The 16,419-nt window shown below is 71.9% G+C and carries 12 protein-coding genes and 3 pseudogenes; 3 read left to right on the top strand and 12 right to left on the bottom strand.

Annotated elements, in window-relative coordinates; translation table 11 throughout:
* Positions 1-3: 3 nt before the first annotated feature.
* The 6 genes and pseudogenes from ruvB to pdxS form a co-directional block, all read right to left on the bottom strand.
* On the bottom strand, positions 4-1,110 hold the full coding sequence (gene ruvB / locus ACOBQU_RS32095; RefSeq protein ID WP_423631950.1) for a Holliday junction branch migration DNA helicase RuvB: 1,107 nt from the start codon (positions 1,108-1,110) through the stop codon (positions 4-6).
* A gap of 42 nt (positions 1,111-1,152) precedes the next feature.
* A pseudogene (gene ruvA / locus ACOBQU_RS32090) lies at positions 1,153-1,763 on the bottom strand (Holliday junction branch migration protein RuvA).
* Positions 1,760-2,323 (bottom strand): crossover junction endodeoxyribonuclease RuvC, encoded by a 564-nt coding sequence (gene ruvC, locus ACOBQU_RS32085; RefSeq protein ID WP_423631948.1) that lies wholly within the window; start codon positions 2,321-2,323, stop codon positions 1,760-1,762. Before ruvC ends, ruvA begins: the two are co-directional and overlap by 4 nt.
* A 197-nt stretch (positions 2,324-2,520) precedes the next feature.
* Complete coding sequence (locus tag ACOBQU_RS32080; RefSeq protein WP_423631946.1) at positions 2,521-3,273, bottom strand: YebC/PmpR family DNA-binding transcriptional regulator; 753 nt, start codon at positions 3,271-3,273, stop codon at positions 2,521-2,523.
* A 49-nt stretch (positions 3,274-3,322) separates the two neighbouring features.
* Entirely contained in the window at positions 3,323-3,931 is a 609-nt protein-coding gene (gene pdxT, locus ACOBQU_RS32075; protein WP_423631944.1) for a pyridoxal 5'-phosphate synthase glutaminase subunit PdxT, read from the bottom strand.
* Positions 3,932-3,943: 12 nt separating this feature from the next.
* A complete protein-coding gene (gene pdxS / locus ACOBQU_RS32070; RefSeq protein WP_423631942.1) occupies positions 3,944-4,867 on the bottom strand; it encodes a pyridoxal 5'-phosphate synthase lyase subunit PdxS in 924 nt (307 codons plus the stop codon).
* A gap of 335 nt (positions 4,868-5,202) precedes the next feature.
* Between pdxS and ACOBQU_RS32065 the strand changes: the two genes are divergently transcribed.
* Complete coding sequence (locus ACOBQU_RS32065; RefSeq protein ID WP_423631940.1) at positions 5,203-5,460, top strand: hypothetical protein; 258 nt, start codon at positions 5,203-5,205, stop codon at positions 5,458-5,460.
* A gap of 6 nt (positions 5,461-5,466) precedes the next feature.
* Here ACOBQU_RS32065 and ACOBQU_RS32060 read toward each other — a convergent pair whose 3' ends face one another.
* The 4 genes and pseudogenes from ACOBQU_RS32060 to pgsA form a co-directional block, all read right to left on the bottom strand.
* Positions 5,467-6,012, bottom strand: a complete 546-nt coding sequence (locus ACOBQU_RS32060; protein WP_423631938.1) for a hypothetical protein — start codon at positions 6,010-6,012, stop codon at positions 5,467-5,469.
* A gap of 150 nt (positions 6,013-6,162) precedes the next feature.
* Complete coding sequence (locus ACOBQU_RS32055; protein WP_423631936.1) at positions 6,163-7,323, bottom strand: glycosyltransferase family 4 protein; 1,161 nt, start codon at positions 7,321-7,323, stop codon at positions 6,163-6,165.
* Positions 7,320-8,381 carry a phosphatidylinositol mannoside acyltransferase gene (locus ACOBQU_RS32050; RefSeq protein ID WP_423634850.1) on the bottom strand — a complete coding sequence of 354 codons (1,062 nt, stop codon included), beginning with the start codon at positions 8,379-8,381 and terminating at the stop codon, positions 7,320-7,322. The genes ACOBQU_RS32055 and ACOBQU_RS32050 overlap by 4 nt, the downstream gene beginning before the upstream one ends.
* Positions 8,382-8,470: 89 nt before the next feature.
* Positions 8,471-9,132: pseudogene (gene pgsA / locus ACOBQU_RS32045) on the bottom strand (phosphatidylinositol phosphate synthase).
* A gap of 259 nt (positions 9,133-9,391) precedes the next feature.
* Between pgsA and ACOBQU_RS32040 the strand changes: the two are divergent.
* Together ACOBQU_RS32040 and ACOBQU_RS32035 are read left to right on the top strand one after the other, a co-directional pair.
* On the top strand, positions 9,392-11,599 hold the full coding sequence (locus ACOBQU_RS32040; RefSeq protein ID WP_423631934.1) for an elongation factor G-like protein EF-G2: 2,208 nt from the start codon (positions 9,392-9,394) through the stop codon (positions 11,597-11,599).
* 251 nt (positions 11,600-11,850) lie between these two features.
* Positions 11,851-13,505, top strand: a pseudogene (locus ACOBQU_RS32035) (hypothetical protein).
* 126 nt (positions 13,506-13,631) lie between these two features.
* Here the strand turns inward: ACOBQU_RS32035 and ACOBQU_RS32030 are convergent.
* Complete coding sequence (locus ACOBQU_RS32030; protein ID WP_423631932.1) at positions 13,632-14,192, bottom strand: HIT family protein; 561 nt, start codon at positions 14,190-14,192, stop codon at positions 13,632-13,634.
* A gap of 135 nt (positions 14,193-14,327) precedes the next feature.
* Positions 14,328-16,307, bottom strand: a complete 1,980-nt coding sequence (thrS, locus tag ACOBQU_RS32025) for a threonine--tRNA ligase (RefSeq protein WP_423631930.1) — start codon at positions 16,305-16,307, stop codon at positions 14,328-14,330.
* Between the last annotated feature and the right edge of the window lie 112 nt (positions 16,308-16,419).

Here is a 16,419-nt window from a genome sequence, read left to right as displayed (position 1 = left end):
GCGTCATGTCCCGAACAGGTCCTGTTGGCCACTTCCGCCCCCCTGCCGGGGCGGGGTCAGGCCGAGGTGGGCCCAGGCCGCGGGGGTCGCCACCCGGCCGCGGGGGGTCCGGGCGAGCAGTCCCTCGCGCACCAGGAAGGGCTCGGCCACCTCCTCCACCGTCTCACGCTCCTCCCCCACGGCGACGGCCAGCGTCGACAGGCCGACCGGGCCGCCGCCGAACAGCTTCAGGAGCGCTTCGAGCACGGCGCGGTCGAGCCGGTCCAGGCCGCGCGAGTCGACCTCGTACACCCCGAGGGCGGCGGCCGCGATGTCGCGGGTGATCACACCGTCGGCCTTGACCTGCGCATAGTCGCGGACGCGGCGCAGCAGGCGGTTGGCGATGCGGGGGGTGCCGCGGGAGCGGCCCGCGATCTCGGCGGCGCCCTCGGCGTCGATCTCCACGTCGAGCAGGTGCGCCGAGCGGTGGATGACGCGCTCCAGCTCGGCCGGTTCGTAGAACTCCATGTGCGCGGTGAAGCCGAAGCGGTCGCGCAGCGGCGGGGGCAGCAGGCCCGCGCGGGTGGTGGCGCCGACCAGGGTGAACGGCGGCAGCTCCAGGGGGATGGCGGTGGCGCCGGGGCCCTTGCCGACGATGACGTCGACGCGGAAGTCCTCCATCGCCATGTACAGCATCTCCTCGGCGGGCCGGGACATGCGGTGGATCTCGTCGAGGAAGAGGACCTCGCCCTCCTGGAGCGAGGAGAGGATGGCCGCGAGGTCGCCCGCGTGCTGGATGGCGGGGCCGCTGGTGATGCGGATCGGGGCGCCCATCTCGGCGGCGATGATCATCGACAGGGTGGTCTTGCCGAGGCCGGGGGCGCCGGAGAGCAGCACGTGGTCGGCGGTGGCGCCGCGGGCGCGGGCGGCGCGGAGCACCAGGTCGAGCTGCTCGCGGACCTTCTCCTGGCCGATGAACTCCCCGAGGTCCTTGGGGCGCAGGGCGGCCTCGACGGCCTGGTCCTCGCCGTCGGCGGCGGCGCCCACGAGGCGCTCCGCGTCCAGGCCGACGGGCCGGTCGGCCGCGCCGGGTGCGGCCGTGGTCTCGTCGGTCGGGTCGTCCCAGTTCATGCGGTGTGCCTCGCGGTCTCGTACGTACGGCGGTGTCGGGTGTTACCGGGTGCGGTTCAGCGTCTGGAGGGCGGCCTTCAGGAGCTGGCCCACCTGCGGGTTCCCCCGGCGGCCTCGGCCTGCGGGGCGACGGCGGCGACGGCCTCGTCGGCCTCGCGGGTGGCGTACCCCAGGCCGATGAGGGCGGCGTGCAGCTGCTCGCGCCAGCCCTGCGTGACGGGGGTGCCGATGGCCGGGCCGCCGGTGCCGACGGGCTCGCCGAGGCGGTCCTTCAGCTCCAGGAGCAGCTTCTGGGCGCCCTTCTTGCCGATGCCGGGCACGGCGGTGAGCGCCTTCTCGTCGCCGGTGGCGACCGCGCGGCGCAGCGCGTCCGGGCTGTGCACGGCGAGCATGGCCTGGGCGAGGCGGGGGCCGACGCCGCTCGCGGTCTGGAGCAGCTCGAACGTCTGGCGCTCGTCGTCGTCGGCGAAGCCGTACAGCGTGAGGGAGTCCTCGCGGACGACGAGGGACGTGGCGAGCTTGGCCTGCTGGCCGACGCGGAGCGCGGAGAGGGTGTTCGGAGTGCACTGGACGGCCATGCCGACGCCGCCGACCTCGACGACTGCGGAGTCCGGGGCGAGGGCGGCGACCGCGCCGCTGACGAAGGCGATCATGCCGTACGGCCTTTCGTTGCTGACTGGGCGCGCAGGGCCCGGGCCTGGGCGTGGGCCTGAGCCTGGGCCTGCTGGAGTCGGTTCTGCGCGGGGGCGCGCCAGATGTGGCAGATGGCGAGCGCGAGGGCGTCGGCCGCGTCGGCGGGCCTGGGCGGCGCGTCGAGCCGGAGCAGCCGGGTCACCATGACGCCGACCTGCGCCTTCTCGGCCCGGCCCGAGCCGGTCACGGCGGCCTTGACCTCGCTGGGGGTGTGCAGCGCGACGGGGATGCCGCGGCGGGAGGCGCAGAGCATGGCGACGGCGCTGGCCTGGGCGGTGCCCATGACCGTGCGCACGTTGTGCTGGCTGAAGACGCGCTCGACGGCGACGAACTCCGGGCGGTGCTCGTCCAGCCAGCTCTCGATGCCCTGCTCGATGGCGACGAGGCGGTGGCCCAGCTCCGCGTCGGCGGGGGTGCGCACGACGCCGACGCCGCGCATCGTCAGCGGGCGGCCCGCGACGCCCTCGACGACGCCGACGCCGCACCGGGTGAGACCCGGGTCCACGCCCAGTACCCGCACCGCTACTCCCCCTCCGTCGCGGCTGAACCGCCGCCGCTCCCGCGGACCTGGTCGATCACCGTCGCGGGCCCGCAGCGGATGGCCGCGGTCCGCGTCGGCGATCTTCGATTGCCTCTCAGGTTATCCGCCACCACCGACAATGGCGGCGGGCCGGTGGGACGTGTCCCACCGGCCCGCGACGAACCGCCCGCCAGGGCTCAGGCGTCGACCTTCGCCATGACCTCGTCGGAGACGTCGAAGTTGGCGAAGACGTTCTGCACGTCGTCGCTGTCCTCCAGGGCGTCGATCAGCTTGAAGATCTTCCGGGCGCCGTCCTCGTCCAGCTCGACCTGCATGGTCGGGACGAAGTTGGCGTCGGCGGAGTCGTAGTCGATCCCGGCCTCCTGGAGCGCGGTGCGCACCGCGACCAGGTCGGTGGCCTCGGAGAGCACCTCGAAGGACTCGCCCAGGTCGTTGACTTCCTCGGCACCGGCGTCCAGGACGGCGCCCAGGACGTCGTCCTCGGTCAGCTCGCCCTTGGGGACGATCACCACGCCCTTGCGGTTGAACAGGTACGACACCGAGCCCGGGTCGGCCATGGAGCCGCCGTTGCGGGTCATGGCGACGCGGACCTCGGAGGCGGCGCGGTTGCGGTTGTCCGTGAGGCACTCGATGAGCACCGCGACGCCGTTGGGGCCGTAGCCCTCGTACATGATCGTCTCGTAGTCGGCGCCACCGGCCTCCAGGCCCGCGCCGCGCTTGATCGCCGAGTCGATGTTCTTGTTCGGCACCGACTGCTTCTTGGCCTTCTGCACGGCGTCGAACAGCGTCGGGTTGCCGTCCAGGTCGGCGCCGCCGGTGCGGGAGGCGACCTCGATGTTCTTGATCAGCTTCGCGAAGAGCTTGCCGCGCTTGGCGTCGATCACGGCCTTCTTGTGCTTCGTCGTAGCCCATTTAGAGTGGCCGGACATCTGCCTGTCTCCTTCGCGTAACCAACCTCGATAACGAACGTCAGAGATCCTACAAGGATCGCCGCGCCTGCTTCGCCCGCACCATCTCCACGAACAGGCCGTGCACCCGGTGATCGCCCGTCAGCTCCGGGTGGAAGGACGTGGCCAGCGCGCTGCCCTGGCGTACGGCGACGATGTGGCCGTCGTGCTCGGCGAGCACCTCCACGGCCGCGCCGACGGACTCGACCCAGGGGGCGCGGATGAAGACGCCCTCTACAGGGTCGCCCTCGACGCCCCTGACGTCCACCGCCGACTCGAAGGACTCGTTCTGCCGCCCGAAGGCGTTGCGGCGCACGATCATGTCGATGCCGCCGACGGTCTCCTGGCCCGAGCGCGGGTCGAGGATCTTGTCGGCGAGCATGATCATGCCCGCGCAGGTGCCGTAGACGGGCAGTCCGTCGCGCACGCGGGCGCGCAGGGGCTCCATCAGGCCGAAGAGGTGGGCCAGCTTGGAGATGGTGGTGGACTCGCCGCCGGGGAGCACCAGGCCGTCCACCTCGGCCAGCTCTTCGGGGCGCCTGACCGGCCTGGCCACGGCGTCGGCCGCGGCCAGGGCGATGAGGTGCTCCCGTACGTCGCCCTGGAGCGCCAGGACACCGACCACGGGGATGTCAGTCATCTTCGGAGTGCCTTACCAGCCGCGGTTCGCGTAGCGCTCGGCCTCGGGGAGGGTGTCGCAGTTGATGCCGACCATGGCCTCGCCGAGGTTCCGGGACGCGTCCGCGATGATCTTGGGGTCGTCGTAGAAGGTGGTGGCCTTCACGATGGCAGCGGCGCGCTTGGCCGGGTCGCCGGACTTGAAGATGCCGGAGCCGACGAAGACGCCCTCGGCGCCGAGCTGGCGCATCAGGGCGGCGTCGGCGGGGGTGGCGACGCCACCGGCGGAGAAGAGGACCACCGGCAGCTTGCCCAGCTCGGCGACCTCCTTGACCAGCTCGTACGGGGCGCGCAGCTCCTTGGCGGCGGCGTACAGCTCGTGGTTGTCGAAGCCGCGGAGCTTGGCGATCTCGTTCTTGATCTGGCGCAGGTGGCGCACGGCCTCGACGACGTTGCCGGTACCGGCCTCGCCCTTGGAGCGGATCATGGCGGCGCCTTCGGCGATGCGGCGCAGGGCCTCGCCCAGGTTGGTGGCGCCGCACACGAAGGGGGTGGTGAAGGACCACTTGTCGGAGTGGTTGACCTCGTCGGCCGGGGTGAGGACCTCGGACTCGTCGATGTAGTCCACGCCGAGGGACTGGAGCACCTGGGCCTCGACGAAGTGGCCGATGCGGGACTTGGCCATCACCGGGATCGACACGGCGTTGATGATGCCCTCGATCATGTCCGGGTCGGACATGCGGGCCACGCCGCCGTCCTTGCGGATGTCGGCGGGGACCCGCTCCAGGGCCATGACCGCGACGGCGCCCGCGTCCTCGGCGATCTTCGCCTGCTCCGGCGTCACGACGTCCATGATCACGCCGCCCTTGAGCTGCTCGGCCATGCCGCGCTTCACGCGGGCGGTGCCGGTCGCGGGGGCCTCGGCGGACTGGGGGGTGCTGGAGAGCGTGCTGGACACGGGTGACCTCACTGGGTGGAGAACGACGCTGTGGCGGGGCCGCGCGCTCGGGGGCCGCGGCGCTTCCGCTGCCTTGAGCAAACGCCCGGGGACCAGGCCACAGCAAGGGCCAATGGTGAGGCGGTGGCTCGTTTTCCGGTGCTCGGTGCACTGGTGAGGGGTTCTCCGGTGCACTGGCGACGGGTCTTCCGGTGCACTGGCAACGGGCTTTCCGGTGCCCGGTGCGCTGGTGACGGCACGGGAACTTCAGCGACCGCTCCCCAGGGGCCGGTGCGCGGTCCATGCTGGGGAGGGTGCCGGGGGCAGCGCGCGCAGCACGGGGAGGGCGAGGCGGGATGGAGCGGTTCGCAGGGGTGGGGGCCGGAGTGCGGGCGGTGGTCGCGCCGGTCGTGAACGGCGTACGGCGGATGGACCGGTGGTGGGACACGCACGAGGTGGTGACGGCCCTCGTTCTGCCCGCGCTCGTGCCCTGGGGGCTCATGGTGTACGGGTTCCGCTGGTGGACGGTGCCGTTCGCGCTCCTCGCGGCCGTGTCCCTGATGACGTGGGGCGCGGCGGTGGCCAAGCTGCTCCGCAAGGCCCGCCGGAGCTAGCGCCGCCTACACCGTCGCGCGGTCGGCGAGCGCCGCAGGGGGTTCGTCGTCCATCTCCACCGCCATCGGGAACGGGGCATGCCCGGCGAGCCGGAACCAGCGGACCTTGCGGTGGCGGCGCAGCGCGCGGGCCGCGCGGACGGCGTCGTTGTGGAACCGGCGCGCCATCGGCACCCGGCGCACCGCCGCCGCCAGCTCGCTGGTGGCCGCCTCGCCGCCGGGCGCCTCCCGCACCGCCTCGACCTGCTGGGCCTCGCCGAAGATCGCCCGCAGTGCCTGGCTCAGCTCGCTCTCGGCGACCTCGCGCTGCTCCTCCTCCGCCTGCCGGGCGGCGTGCGCCGCCTCGTAGAGGACGATCGACGCGGCCGGGTCGAGCACCCCCGACGTGGCCAGCTCCTGCGCCACCGACGCGCGGCGCAGCAGCTGCGCGTCGAGGGCGGCGCGGGCCGCGTCGATGCGCGCGTGCAGGCGGTCCAGGCGCCCCGCGGTCCAGCTCAGGTAGAGGCCGATCGCGAACAGGGCGACCGCGATCCAGATCAACGTGGAGGTCACAACGCCCCAGGCTACCCCCGGGGGTTTGCGGTTGTTGATCGGCGCTGCGCGCCTCGTCCTCACGCGCCGGACGGGCTGATGCCGCCCCTGCGGGGGCGTGGTCCGCCGCTGCTTTCGCGGGGAAGAGGGACCAGACCCGGTGGCGGGACCCTAGTCCCTGGCGAGCCCGAAGCGGGCTCGCAGGCCGGTGCGTTCGTCCGCCGCGACCGCCGCCGCGCCGTCCGTCACCGTCTCGTACACCGACAGGATGTCCGCGCCGACCGTCGACCAGTCGAAGCGCCGCACGTGCTTGCTGCCCCGCTCGCGCAGCTCCTCGCGGCGCGCCGGGTCGCCGAGCAGGCGCAGGGCGGCCTCGGCCAGGGAGTCCGCGTCCTCGTTGGCGAACAGGTCACCGGCCGTGCCCTGGTCGAGGACCTGGGCGAAGGCGTCCAGGTCGCTGGCGAGCACCGGCGCGCCCGCCGACATCGCCTCGACCAGGATGATGCCGAAGCTCTCGCCGCCGGTGTTCGGGGCGACGTACACGTCGACGCTGCGCAGCAGGCGCGCCTTGTCCTCGTCGCTGACCATGCCGAGGAACTCCACCCGGCCGCGCATCTCGCGCGGCAGCGAGGCGACGGCCTCCTCCTCGTCGCCGCGTCCGGCCACGAGCAGCCGCGTCCCCGGGCGCTCCGCGAGGATCTTCGGCAGCGCCTTGATGAGGACGGGCAGGCCCTTGCGGGGCTCGTCGATGCGCCCGATGAACCCCAGGGTGTTCCCCTGCCACTCGGGCTTGGGCTCGGCGCGGGCGAAGAAGTCGACGTCGACGCCGTTCGGGATGACGACCGCGTCGCCGCCCAGGTGCTCCACGAGCGTGCGGCGGGCGTACTCGCTGACCGCGATGCGCGCGCTGATCTTCTCCAGAGCGGGCTGGAGGATCGGATACGCGGCGATCATCGCGCGGGAGCGCGGGTTGGAGGTGTGGAACGTCGCCACGATGGGGCCCTGCGCCGCCCAGCAGGTCAGCAGGCCGAGCGACGGCGAGGTCGGCTCGTGGATGTGGATGACGTCGAAGGTGCCGTCGTGCAGCCAGCGGCGCACCCGCGCCGCCGACAGGAAGCCGAAGTTCAGCCGGGCCACCGAGCCGTTGTACGGCACCGGCACGGCGCGGCCCGCCGAGACGACGTACGGCGGAAGGGGGGTCTCGTCGTCCGCGGGGGCGAGCACGGACACCTCGTGCCCGGCGCCGATGAGGTGCTCCGCCAGGTCACGGATGTGGAACTGGACGCCGCCCGGCACGTCCCAGGAGTACGGGCAGACGATCCCGATCCTCATGGCGACCCCTCGGCCCGCGCCTCCGTAGACGACGCTTTCGTCTCCGTAGAGGACGCCTTCGCCTCCGTGGAGGACGCCTTCGCCTCCGTAGAAGACACCCGTGCCTCCGTAGAGGACACCCGTGTCTCCCTAGAGGTCGCCTTCGCCCCCTTGGCGGGCGCCTTCGCCGGGTCCAGGTCCGCGAGCCACAAGCGCTGGAGCATGTGCCAGTCCTCCGGGTGCTCGGCGATGCCCGAGGCGAAGACGTCCGCCAGGGCCTGGGTCATCGCGGCCGTCTTCTCCGCCCTGGTGCCCGTCTCCGGCACGTCGACCGGCGGGTGCACCCGCCCCCGCATGACCGGCGAGTCGTCGTACCACAGCGTGACCGGCAGCAGCAGCGCGCCCGTCTGCTGGGCCAGCGCCGCGGGCCCCGCGGGCATCCGCGCCGTCTCGCCGAAGAACGACACCTCGACGCCCGACGACGACAGGTCCCGGTCGGCGACCAGGCAGACCAGGCCGCCCGCGCGCAGCCGCCGCGCCAGCGTGCCGAACGCCGAGCCGCCCGTGTGCGGCAGGACCTCCATGCCGAGGCCGCTGCGGTAGGCCACGAACCGGTCGTACAGGGACTCGGGCTTCTGCCGCTCCTGCACGGTCGTGAAGGGCGTCTTCAGCTTCGTGGTGACCCAGGCGCCCGCCAGGTCCCAGTTGCCCAGGTGCGGCAGCGCGAGGATGACGCCCTTGCCGCGCTCCAGGCCCTCCGTGAGGTAGTGCAGGTCCTCGGGCGTGAAGCCGTTCTTGATGCGGTCCTCGCTCCAGGCGGGCAGCCGGAAGGACTCCATCCAGTAGCGCATGTACGAGCGCATGCCCGCCCTGGACAGCTCGGCGAGGCGCTGCGGAGAGGCGCCGGGCACCACGCGCGCGTAGTTGGCCTCCAGGCGCAGCACGCCCTTGCCGCGCCGCTTCCAGGCGATGTCGGCGATGGTGCGGCCCAGGCGCGCGGCGGTGGGCTCGGGGAGCTTCTTGACCGTGCTCCAGCCCGCGCCGTACAGCGCGTCGGTCAGCTTCTCCGTAGCGGTCAGCTTCTCCGGGGCGCTCGGCCTCGTTGAGGCGGTCGGCCTCGTTGAGGCGGTCGGCTTCTCCGGGGCGGTCGGCCTCTTTGGGGCGCGGCTCATGAGGCCGTCTCGCTCTGCCGGGCGGCCTCGGCGTCCGCCTCGGCGGACTCGCGGCGGACCGTCACCACGCGCTGCACCAGCGTCACCAGGCTGCCCACGGCCACGATCCACAGGGCGATCGGCAGCAGCACGTCGATGCCGGGGACGCCGAACTTGTGCAGCCCCGCGAAGCCCGCGGCGACCAGCGAGATCACCAGGCGTTCCGCGCGCTCCACCAGGCCGTTCACCGCGACCGGCAGGCCGATCGCCTCACCGCGCGCCTTCGTGTACGACACCACCTGGCCGCTCGCCAGGCAGAAGATGGACACCGCGCACAGGACGTTGTCGCCGCCGGAGCCCGCGTACCAGAGCGCGAAGCCGCCGAAGATCGCGCCGTCGGCGACCCGGTCGAGCGTCGAGTCCAGGAACGCGCCCCACCGGCTGGAGCGGCCGAGCTGGCGCGCCATGTTGCCGTCGACGAGGTCCGAGAACACGAACAGCGTGATGACGACCGTGCCCCAGAAGAACTCCCCGCGGGGTAGAAGACCAGCGCTCCCGCCACCACACCGGCCGTACCGATGAGCGTGACCGTGTCGGGGCTGACCCCGCGGCGGATGAGAAACGCGGCGAACGGTGTGAGGACACGCGTGAAAAACGCACGCGCGTACTTGTTCAGCATGGCCTTCCCGAGGGTCGGTGCGCACGGCGGCCCCGTTGGCCACCGGCTGGCCCATCGTAGTCACGCCCCGAACCCCCCGGCTCGCCCCCTCACGATCGCGTACGACGTATGGACGCACAGTGACGCAAGTGGAAAGCTCGAAAGCACCGCGGGCGTCGTCGGAGCCGCCCCGCACGCGGCAGCCGTGTGTCCGCGCTGAGCCAGCATCCCCGAGGGGGCTGAGCCTCCTCTTCCATGCACGTAACCGGGAGGCCAAGGCATGGGCGACAAGGCGAACGCACACCCCGGAGCCGCCGGCAGGGCAGCTTCGGCCGACCACCCCGCGTCCGTACGGAATGTGGTGCTGGTCGGCCACAGCGGATCGGGCAAGACGACCCTGGTGGAGGCCCTCGCCCTGACCGCGGGGGCGGTGAACCGGGCGGGCCGCGTGGAGGACGGCACGGCGGTCTCCGACTACGACGAGATCGAGCACCGCCAGCAGCGCTCCGTCCAGCTCTCCCTCGTCCCCGTGGAGTGGGGCGGATTCAAGATCAACATCCTGGACACCCCAGGGTACGCCGACTTCGTCGGGGAGCTGAGGGCCGGTCTGCGCGCCGCGGACGCGGCCCTCTTCGTCGTCTCCGCCGCCGAGGGCACCGAAGGCATCACCGGCGCCACCCGCATGGTGTGGGAGGAGTGCGCCGCCGTCGGCATGCCCCGCGCCATCGTCGTCACCCACCTGGAGTCGGCCCGCGCGGACTTCGCCGAGATGACCCGCAGCTGCGCCGAGGCCTTCGGCGGCGACGACCCCGACGCCGTCCTGCCCCTGTACCTGCCGCTCCACGGCGAACAGGGCCCCGACGGCCACCAGCCCGTCACCGGCCTGATCGGACTGCTGTCCCAGCGCGTCTACGACTACGCCTCCGGCGAACGCAAGGAGTCCGAACCCGGCGCCGACCAGCTCCCCCTCATCGAGGAGGCCCGCAACCAGCTCATCGAGGGCATCATCTCCGAGAGCGAGGACGAGTCCCTGATGGACCGCTACCTCGCGGGCGAGCCCATCGACCACCAGACCCTCGTCGACGACCTCGAACGCGCCGTGGCGCGCGGCGTCTTCCACCCCGTGCTCGCCGCCGCCCCCGCCGCCGAGGGCGCCCGCCAGGGCCTCGGCACCGTCGAACTCCTCGAACTCGTCACCGGCGGCTTCCCCACCCCCCTCGAACACCCCGCGCCCGCCGTCACCAGGCCCGACGGCACGCCCCGGCCCGCCCTGACCTGCGACCCCGAGGGCCCCCTGGCCGCCGAGGTCGTCAAGACCGCCTCCGACCCCTACGTCGGCCGGATCTCCCTGGTGCGGGTCTTCTCCGGCACCCTGCGCCCCGACGAGACCGTCCACGTCTCCGGGCACGGCCTCGCCGACCGCGGCCACGAGGACCACGACGTCGACGAGCGCGTCGGCGCCCTCTCCTCGCCCTTCGGCAAGCAGCAGCGCACCCTGTCCCAGGCCATCGCGGGCGACCTCGCCTGCGTCGCCAAGCTCAGCCGCGCCGAGACCGGCGACACCCTGTCCAGCAAGGACGACCCGCTCCTGATGGAGCCCTGGACCATGCCCGACCCCCTGCTGCCCCTGGCCATCCAGGCGCACAGCAAGGCCGACGAGGACAAGCTCTCCCAGGGGCTGTCCCGGCTGGTCGCCGAGGACCCCACCATGCGCCTCGAACAGAACCAGGACACCCACCAGGTCGTCCTGTGGTGCCTCGGCGAGGCCCACGCCGACGTCGCCCTGGAGCGGCTGCGCAGCCGCTACGGCGTCCAGGTCGACGTCGTCCCGCACAAGGTGTCCCTGCGCGAGACCTTCGCCGCCAAGGCCAGCGGCCGGGGCCGCCACGTGAAGCAGTCCGGCGGCCACGGCCAGTACGCCATCTGCGAGATCGAGGTCGAGCCGCTGCCCGCGGGCAGCGGCATCGAATTCGTCGACAAGGTCGTGGGCGGCGCGGTGCCGCGCCAGTTCATCCCCTCCGTGGAGAAGGGCGTCCGCGCCCAGGCCGCCAAGGGCGTCGCCGCCGGATACGCGCTCGTCGACGTCCGCGTCACTCTCCTCGACGGCAAGGCCCACTCCGTGGACTCCTCCGACGCCGCCTTCCAGACCGCGGGCGCGCTCGCGCTGCGCGAGGCGGCCGCCGCCACCACCATCCACCTCCTGGAACCCGTCGCCGAGGTCTCGGTCCTCGCGGGCGACGACTACGTGGGCTCCGTGATGAGCGACCTGTCCGGACGCCGCGGCCGGGTCGTCGGCACCGAACAGGCCCCCGGCGGACGCACCCTGGTGCGCGCGGAGGTCCCCGAGATCGAGATCGGCCGGTACGCCGTCGACCTCAGGTCCCTGTCCCAGGGCACGGCGCGCTTCGACCGCCGGTACGCCCGGCACGAGCCCATGCCCCCGCAACTCGCCCAGAAGATCCGCGAACAGGCCCAGAGCAGCGCCTAGTTGGCGCCCCGTCAGGCCACGACGGCCGAATGCCGCCCGTCCGCGCCCGCCGAGGCGGGCGGCATTCGGCCGACCGCTGACGGATGTCGGTGCGCCCCGATACGCTGATGACCTGATCAACTGCCGTACCGGCCAGCTCAACAGGTGTGCCGGGGCGCGCAGTCGGGAAGCTCGGGAGACAGCACGGTCTCGGAGACGACTCAGTAGGGACGAGCCGCGGCGGCCAGCGGCGCGCGGCGAGGGGGCGGCAGGTGGCGGACGACGCATTCGACTTCAGGCCAGGGGCCCAGGTACCGCTCGCGGGCGCCGCGGGACAGACCGCGGCCACCCACGCCCTGGCCTCCGCGGCCTACCGCGACAGCGAGGTCGACGAGATCCTCAAGGCCAACAGCGACTGGCACAAGTCCGAGGTCAAGAAGGGCCGCTGGTCCCTGTGCAAGCCCAGCCTCGGTGAGGCCTTCTCGCGCACCATCCAGGTCCGCATGCTCGGCGGCGCCCGCGCGGCCCTCATCCAGTCCTTCGGCACCGAACCGCAGGTCGTCGTCGAGCACTGCCTCGCCGCGACCCGCATCCGCAAGCAGCGCGACAGCTGGCTCACGCTCGTCATGGGCGTGTGCGGGCTGCTCTTCCTGCCCGGCCTGCTCGCCTGGCTCCTGGTGTTCACGGTCCGCAAGTGGATCTCCCGGCAGAAGGACCGCCGCACCCAGGCCATCGCCACGGCCTTCCTCGTCGCCGTCGGGGTCCTCGCCGTCATCGCGCTCATCAAGCTGCCCTTCGGCGGCTTCTGGGCGTGGTACCTGCGCGTCTCCCCGTCGTCCCCGTCATCGGCTGGTTCTGGGCCAAGCACATAGCCGAGGGCACCGCCAGGGACCTGCGCGAGCGCTGGTCCAGTCTGCTGGCGGGCGGCGGCATCGGCGCCAAGATCCCCGAAGCCGTCCCCGGCAGCCCCGGCGAGACCTCCGCGGAGCGCCTGCGCCAGGGCCTCGCCCGCCTCTCCGCCGAGCAGCAGAGCAACTCCGTGTTCTACGCGGGCCCCAAGGGAATACTGGGCATGGGCACCCGCTGGGGAAGCTGGCAGCTCGCCGAGGAGCTGACCCCCCGCGACCCGGACAAGGAGATCAACCCCTTCCGCAGCTGGGACGTCATACGGGCGGTACACGACCAGCTCCGCCTCCTGGAGCGCGGCCCCCTGCACACAGGCGGGTTCCCCACCCCCTCCATAAAGCACTGGGTCGTCACCCCGATCGGCGAGAACGCCGGATCGGTCTCCCGCCCCTCCGGCACCGACGTCGAGGCCTTCCAGATCAAGGGCCACGAGATACAGCGCATCTGCAACGAGCAGCAGTTCGGCAGCGGCGACCGCCACTACCTGGGCGTGCAGTTCACCCTCTGGGACGGCCAGCTCGTCATCACCATGCTGATCACGGTGACGGTCCTGCACGAGACGCTCCGCATCGAGGTCACCGGCCACGCCCTCGGCCCCGTGCACTCCCTGTTCACCAGCAAGCCGTCCCCCAAGACCAAGACGGTCAGCAAGACCATCAAGTTCTGGGAGACCACCACGCGCAACCTCCCGCTCGTCGACGCCCAGGAAGTGGTGCGCCTCGCCGTGCGCGCCCCCTTCACCTGGTACCCGCCGATCCTCGACTACCTCGGCGGCAAGCTCGTCCTGCCCGAGCCCTTCGGCCTGCGGCACGCCTGGGCCGACAAGCCCTGGCGGCACCGCTTCATGGCCGACGACGCCCTGCGCGCCGCCACCCCGGTGCTGCGCGTGGTACACGCGGCGGCCATCAAGGTCCTGGAGGAGAACGGCGTCAACACGGAGCGGTTCAGCGGCCGCGCCACGTTCCTCAGCGGCGCCATCCAGGACCCGATGCCGCGCAACGCGGACGTCTACGGCGGCTGACACGGCGTACGCCCCGGGCACGGCGTACGCCCCGGGACAGCACCCAGGGGACCGGAGCACGCCGGAGGAAAGCCCGAAGGGGGCGGCGCGGATCACCGCGCCGCCCCCCTTCGGGCTCCCGCCGCCCTAGGCCGTCGGCCAGGCGTCCGCGAGCATCTTCCGGGTGTCGGCCAGGAGCTGCGGCAGCACCTTGGTGTGCGCGGTGACCGGCATGAAGTTGGTGTCCCCGCCCCACCGCGGCACGATGTGCTGGTGCAGGTGCGCGGCGATCCCGGCGCCCGCCACCGTGCCCTGGTTCATGCCCAGGTTGAAGCCGTGCGCGCCGGACGCCGTGCGCAGCGCCGTCATCGCCTGCTTGGTCAGCTCGGCGAGCTCCACGGTCTCGGGTGCGGTCAGGTCCGTGTAGTCGGCGACGTGCCGGTACGGGACGGTCATCATGTGCCCGCCGTTGTACGGGTAGAGGTTGAGCACCGCGTACACGTGCTCGCCCCGCGCGACGATCAGCCCGTCCTCGTCGGACTTCGCCGGGATCGAGCAGAACGGACAGCCGTCGTCGGCTTTGGGGCCGGTGGGCTTGTTCTCCCCTTGGATGTACGCCATCCGGTGGGGCGTCCACAGGCGCTGGAACGCGTCCTGCGTCCCCACTCCGATCTGCTGCTCCGGCTCAGTCGTCATGGTGGCCAGCATATTCGCCACCGGGGGTGTGACGAGGGGCGGCCCTGGAAGGGCCGCCCCTAAAACCCCGCAGGTGCGGGGAACACAACCTCTGTCCCCGCTTATGGATCTCTTGCATGGGACCACCCCGCGCCAACGGGGAACACGTCATGCCTGAACGCGACGCTCCACTACATCAACGAGCTTCCGCAGTGCCTCGTCACGAGGAATCCCATTCTCCTGCGACCCATCCCGGTACCGGAACGACACCGAGCCCGCGTTCATGTCGTCGTCCCCGACGATGACCATGAACGGCACCTTGGACTTCTGCGCGTTGCGGATCTTCTTCTGCATCCGGTCCGACGAGGCGTCCACCTCGACGCGCAGCCCGTGCTTCCTCGCCTCCTCCGCGAACTCCTGGAGGTACGGCACGTGCGCGTCCCCGACCGGGATGCCCACCGCCTGCACCGGAGCCAGCCACGCCGGGAACGCGCCCGCGTAGTGCTCAAGCAGCACACCGAAGAACCGCTCGATCGAGCCGAACAGCGCACGGTGCAGCATCACCGGCTGCTGCTTGGAGCCGTCCGCCGCGGTGTACTCGAGCCCGAAGCGCTTCGGCTGGTTGAAGTCCACCTGGAGGGTCGACATCTGCCAGGACCGGCCGATCGCGTCACGCGCCTGCACGGAGATCTTCGGCCCGTAGTACGCGGCCCCGCCCGGGTCCGGCACCAGCGGCAGGCCCTGCTTCTCAGCAGCAGCGCGCAGCGCCTCCGTGGCCTCGGCCCAGTCCTCGTCCGAGCCGATGAACTTGTCGGAGTCGTCGCGGGTGGACAGCTCCAGCTCGAACTCGTTCAGACCGTAGTCACGCAGCAGGTCGAGGACGAAGGTGAGGAGCTTGTCCAGCTCCTCCGCCATCTGCTCCTTGGTGCAGTAGATGTGCGAGTCGTCCTGGGTGAACCCGCGCGAGCGGGTCAGGCCGTGCACGACGCCCGACTTCTCGTACCGGTACACGGTGCCGAACTCGAAGAGACGCAGCGGCAGCTCGCGGTAGGACCGGCCCCGCGACTTGAAGATCAGGTTGTGCATCGGGCAGTTCATCGCCTTGAGGCGGTAATTCTGCTCGTCGAACTCGATCGCCGGGAACATGCCGTCCGCGTAGTGCGGCAGGTGCCCCGAGGTCTCGAAGAGCTTCTCCTTCGAGATGTGCGGGGTGTTCACGAACTCGTAGCCGGAGTCCTCGTGCCGCTTGCGGGAGTAGTCCTCCATCACCTTGCGGATCACGCCGCCCTTGGGGTGGAAGACCGCGAGGCCCGGGCCCAGCTCCTCCGGGAAGGAGAACAGGTCCAGCTCCGCGCCGAGCTTGCGGTGGTCCCGCTTCTCGGCCTCCGCGAGGAACTCCAGGTGTGCCTTCAGCTCGTCCTTGGTCGGCCAGGCGGTGCCGTAGATGCGCTGGAGCTGCGGGTTCTTCTCGCTGCCCCGCCAGTACGCGGCGGCGGACCGCATGAGCTTGAACGCGGGGATCGCGCGGGTGCTGGGCAGGTGCGGACCCCGGCAGAGGTCCTTCCAGCACAGCTCGCCGGTCTTGGCGTCCAGGTTGTCGTAGATGGTCAGCTCGCCCGCGCCCACCTCGGCGTCGGCGCCGTCGGCGGCCTGCGCGGCGTTGCCCTTGAGGCCGATCAGCTCCAGCTTGTACGGCTCGTCGGCCAGCTCGACGCGGGCGTCCTCGTCGGTGGTGACGCGGCGCGCGAACCTCTGCCCCCGCTTCTGGATCTCCTGCATCCGCTTCTCGATGCGCTTGAGGTCCTCAGGGGTGAAGGGCTCCTTGACGTCGAAGTCGTAGTAGAAGCCGTCCCGGATGGGCGGGCCGATGCCGAGCTTGGCCTCGGGGAACAGCTCCTGCACGGCCTGGGCCATGACGTGCGCGGTGGAGTGGCGCAGGATGTTCAGGCCGTCCTCGGAGGAGATCTCGACGGGCTCGACCTCCTCGCCGTCCTTGACCTCGTACGCGAGGTCCCGCAGCTCGCCGCCGACGCGCGCGGCGACGACGGTGCGCTCGCCCTGGAAGAGGTCGGCGGCCGTAGTGCCCGTGGTCACCACGCGCTCTTCCCGCTCGGAATCGCGTTGGATGGTCACACGGACGTCTGACACCGGTCTCTCCTGCCTGGAAGGGGGCTGCCGCAGATCCTCGCCTGCGCGCGGTACGAATCGTACCGAGCCCCGGGGGCCCGCCGCGAAACGGTTGTCAGCGAGCGGGCCCCGC

It is taken from the genome of Streptomyces sp. G45 (assembly GCF_049542095.1).
Lineage (GTDB): Bacteria > Actinomycetota > Actinomycetes > Streptomycetales > Streptomycetaceae > Streptomyces.
This window is presented reverse-complemented; position numbering and strand designations above follow the sequence as displayed.

Coding starts and splice junctions, on each gene's coding strand:
- ruvB (WP_423631950.1), bottom strand. CDS start 1,110: ATGAACTGGGACGACCCGACCGACGAGACCACGGCCGCACCCGGCGCG.
- ACOBQU_RS32080 (WP_423631946.1), bottom strand. CDS start 3,273: ATGTCCGGCCACTCTAAATGGGCTACGACGAAGCACAAGAAGGCCGTG.
- pdxT (WP_423631944.1), bottom strand. CDS start 3,931: ATGACTGACATCCCCGTGGTCGGTGTCCTGGCGCTCCAGGGCGACGTA.
- ACOBQU_RS32065 (WP_423631940.1), top strand. CDS start 5,203: ATGGAGCGGTTCGCAGGGGTGGGGGCCGGAGTGCGGGCGGTGGTCGCG.
- ACOBQU_RS32055 (WP_423631936.1), bottom strand. CDS start 7,323: ATGAGGATCGGGATCGTCTGCCCGTACTCCTGGGACGTGCCGGGCGGC.
- ACOBQU_RS32040 (WP_423631934.1), top strand. CDS start 9,392: ATGGGCGACAAGGCGAACGCACACCCCGGAGCCGCCGGCAGGGCAGCT.
- ACOBQU_RS32030 (WP_423631932.1), bottom strand. CDS start 14,192: ATGCTGGCCACCATGACGACTGAGCCGGAGCAGCAGATCGGAGTGGGG.